3 protein-coding genes are annotated in these 4,136 nt (G+C 73.1%); all 3 read right to left on the reverse strand.

Going from position 1 to position 4,136, the window contains the following annotated elements:
• The coding region (gene secD / locus NBX02_RS12715; RefSeq protein WP_250291489.1) for a protein translocase subunit SecD at positions 1-1,728 on the reverse strand (1,728 nt) is incomplete at its 3' end.
• A 376-nt stretch (positions 1,729-2,104) separates the two neighbouring features.
• Entirely contained in the window at positions 2,105-2,704 is a 600-nt protein-coding gene (gene yajC, locus NBX02_RS12720) for a preprotein translocase subunit YajC (protein ID WP_250283887.1), read from the reverse strand.
• Positions 2,705-2,902: 198 nt separating this feature from the next.
• Positions 2,903-3,955 (reverse strand): Holliday junction branch migration DNA helicase RuvB, encoded by a 1,053-nt coding sequence (gene ruvB, locus NBX02_RS12725; RefSeq protein WP_250283889.1) that lies wholly within the window; start codon positions 3,953-3,955, stop codon positions 2,903-2,905.
• Between the last annotated feature and the right edge of the window lie 181 nt (positions 3,956-4,136).

Below are 4,136 nucleotides of genomic sequence, written 5' to 3' on the forward strand. Positions count from 1 at the left end.
GGCCTGGGCCGGGGCGGCCCGCTCCCGCCTGGCCAGCCGGGCCGGCGCGAGGGCGGCCGCCTCGCCCGGCTGGCCGCGGACCGCCGCGACCGTGAGGCCGGAGAAGCGGCTGGTGGCGAAGAACGGCCTGCGCACGAGCAGGGTGACCACCGGCTTGGTGAAGATGAACATGATCAGAACGTCTATCAGGGTGGACAGCCCGAGAGTGAAGGCGAACCCCCGGACGGAGCCGACCGACAGGACGTAGAGCACCGCGGCGGCGAGGAAGGAGACCGTGTCCGCGGAGAGCATGGTCCGCCGGGCCGACGGCCAGGCCCGCTCGGTCGCCACCCGCACGGTGCGGTTCTCGCGGACCTCGTCCTTGACGCGTTCGAAGTAGACGACGAACGAGTCCGCGGTGACACCGATGGACACGATCAGGCCGGCGATCCCGGCCAGCGTGAGGGTGAACCCGATCCACTCGCCGAGGAGCACGACCGAGGCGTAGACCAGCGCCCCGCTCACCGCCAGCGAGCTGAGCACGACTATTCCAAGGGCCCGGTAGTACGCGAACGAGTAGAACGTCACCAGCGCGAGACCGATGGCGCCGGCGAGCAGGCCGGCGTTGAGCGAGTCCTGCCCCAGGGTCGGGGAGATCGACTCGGCGCTGGACTGCTCGAAGGACAGCGGCAGTGCGCCGTAGCGCAGCACGTTGGCGAGATCCTGGGCGCTGGACTGGGTGAACGAGCCCGAGATCTGCGCGTCACCGGCGATCCGGTCGTTGGTGCTCGGGGCCGACTGCACCACCCCGTCCAGCACGATCGCCACCTGCTTGCCGAGAGTCCGCTCGGTCAGTTTGGTGAACGCCGTCTGCCCGCTGCCGGTGAAGCTGACGTTGACGACCCACTCGCCGGTGCTCACCGAGGTGGTGCCGCCGGAGCTGGCGAGCCCGGCCGTTGCCGACTTGACGTCGGTGCCGATCACCGTGGCGGGCATCAGCAGGTACTTGACGGCGCCGGAACGGTCACAGGAGGCCACCCAGTCCGTCGGCCGGTCGGTGGCGGCCGCCCGGCTGCGCACGTCCGACGGGGCGCAGGTCAGGCTTTCGAACCGGGCAACGACGTCGGCCGGTGGCGTGTCGGCGGCGGGCTGTGCTCTCTGCCCCGGGGCCGCCGGTACCGCGGCAGGGGGCACTCCGGGAGCTGGTGACGCCGAGGCGGCCGGTGCCGGCACGACCGAGCCGGCCGGGGCCGTCGGCGCGGCCTGGGCGAGCAGACCGGAGCCGACCACGTCCGGCCGGGTGGTGGTGGACGGGGACGGACCGGTGGTGGCGGCGGGCGGAGCTGACGCGGCGCCCGGTGCCCCGTGCGTGGCGCCGGGCACCGGAACCGTCGGGGTGGCTGTCGGAGCCGCTGAAGCGGCCGGCGGGGTGGCCGGCGCGGCCGGTATGGCGGCCCCGGAGGTGTAGACCTCGCGGAAGCGCAGCTCGGCGGTCTGCCCGACCAGTTGGACGACGTCGTTGCGGCCACGGCCGGGAACCGAGATCTCGATCTGGGTGTTGTTGCGTTTGACCTCGGCCTCGGCGACCCCGAGCCCGTTGACCCGCTCCCGGATGATGTCGACGGCCTTGTTGACCGCGCCACTGTCGACGCCCTTGCCGGGCTCGGTCGACCGGGGCGTGAGGATCACGCTCGTCCCGCCCTGGAGGTCCAGGCCCAGCTTCGGCGTCCACGTGGACGTCAGCGCCATGGAGCCGTAGAGCAGCACCACGATGCCGAAGAGGAGCCCGATCCGGGACCAGGCGGGGCTCAAGGCCTTACGCCGTCGCCCTGACCGTCGTGCCAACGGATATCCCTTCGTCACGCGCCGTCGCGCTCATGCCGCTTCCTGCCTGATTTCCTGCTGGACCTGCCCGGTGGACGGCCAGCCCGGCCACGACCGGCGGGACCGATGCGGACCGTCACGGCCGGGTGCCGACCGCGCCCAAGGTATCGGCCCAAGGTATCGGAACGACTGTCATGCCGGGGGCGTTCCGATACCACATCTGTAACGCCGATATCCACGTGTTCCTCGAAGCTGGCGCCGACCGGCCCCGGCGGGTGACCGGTGCTGGTCGGCGTGCCGTTCACCGCTCCGGCGTCGCTTCCCCGGGATCCTCGGACCTGCCGGCATCCGGCCGCCGGTGGCCGCCGGTCGTCTCTCCGCCGCCGGTCGTCTCTCCGCCGCCGGTCGTCTCTCCGCCGCCGGTCGCGTCCGTTCTCTTGGTCGTGTCGACGGGCGCCCGGCCCGAACCGTGGTCACCAGCCGCCCCGGCGTCCTCGTCCCGGTGGCCGTCGCCCTCGTCGCCCTCGTCGCCGTCGTCGCCGTCGCCGTCGTCGTCGCCGTCGTGGTCATCATGATCGCCGTGGTGCGCCCCGTCCTCTCCCGCCGGGGAGACGACCCGGACGACCGCGGAGCGGGTGAACCGGCAGACCACGTCCGGCGCCACCTCCAACAACACGTCACCGTCTTCGACCTCGACCACCGTGGCGTACAGCCCCGCGGTGGTCACGACCAGCGCTCCCGGCTCGAGCGAGGTCAGGACCTGCTGCTGGGTCCGCTGACGGCGCCGCTGGCTGACGACGAAGAAAACGACGAGCGCCAGCAGCAGGACCAGGGGAAACAGCCCACCGAACCCACTGCCGCCGTTCTGGGCCGCATCCTGTGCGACCACGATCACCTGCACGTCCACGTCCTCCCATGTCGTGCGGCCGATGGTACGTACCGGCCGCGAGGCTCCCGACGCCAGGGGCCCCGTCGGGACCGCGTCCGGCCAACGCCACCAAAGGGTGGCGAAGGAACCGCGGCGCCGGGGAAACCGGCGGGCGTCCACCGCTCCCAGCCGTCACCGGCGACGGGGCCCAGCCGTCGTCGGCGAAGGGGCTCAACCGTCGCCGTCGGTGAGGGGGAGCGGAGCCTGGGAACGGCCCAGCAGGCCCTCGACCGGGTCGAGGCCAAGATGGGTGAAGGCGGCCGGGGTGGCGATGCGCCCCCGGGGGGTCCGGGCGAGCAGGCCGGCGCGGACCAGGAACGGCTCGGCCACCTCCTCGACCGTGTCCGGCTCCTCCCCCACCGCCACCGCCAGGGTCGCCAGGCCCACCGGGCCGCCGTTGAAGCGGCGTACCAGTGCCTCCAGCACCGCCCTGTCCAGCCTGTCCAGGCCGAGCGCGTCGACGTCGTAGACGCGCAGGGCGGCCTGGGCGACCTCACGGGTGACGACCCCGTCCGCCCGTACCTCGGCGTAGTCACGCACCCGTCGCAGCAGCCGGTTGGCGATCCGAGGGGTTCCGCGTGACCTGCCGGCGACCTCTGCCGCGCCGTCGTCGGTGAGGCGCACGCCGAGCAGCCCCGCCGAGCGGACCAGCACGTCGATCAGCTCGTCGGTGCCGTAGAAGTCCATGTGGGCGGTGAAGCCGAACCGGTCGCGCAGCGGCCCGGTGAGCAGGCCGGAGCGGGTGGTCGCGCCGACAAGGGTGAACGGGGCGATCTCCAGCGGGATCGCGGTGGCGCCGGGGCCCTTGCCCAGCACGACGTCGACCCGGAAGTCCTCCATCGCGGCGTAGAGCAGTTCCTCGGCGGGACGCGCGATGCGGTGGATCTCGTCGAGGAAGAGCACCTCGCCCGGGGCGAGCGCGGTGAGGATCGCGACCAGATCCCCGGCCCGTTCGACCGCCGGCCCGCTGGTCATCCGCAGCGGGACCGCCATCTCCCGGGCAATGATCATGGCCAGGCTGGTCTTGCCGAGCCCCGGCGGCCCGGACAGCAGGACGTGGTCGGGCGGACGCGCGCGGGCCCGCGCCCCCTCAAGCATGATCATTAGTTGTTCGCGGACCTTCTGCTGGCCGATGAACTCCGCCAGTGTCCCCGGCCGCAGGCCCGCCTCGAAGGCACGCTCCTGCGGCTCGGCCACCGGCGAGACCAGCCCCTCGACGTCCATCAGCCGCCCTTACCGGGGCCGCAGCGCGGCCAGCGCCCGACGCAGCAGCACACCCATGGGATCCGCCGCCTCGGCACGGCTGCCGCCCGCCCCGCCGGTGCCGGCGGTGGCGGCGGTGGCGGCGGTGGCGATGCTGCCGGCGGCGATAGCCTGCGGGCTACCGGGGACGTCACGGCCCGCC

Origin of the sequence: Protofrankia sp. CiP1_Cm_nod1 (assembly GCF_920888515.1) — a bacterium.
Taxonomy (GTDB): Bacteria; Actinomycetota; Actinomycetes; order Frankiales; family Frankiaceae; genus Protofrankia.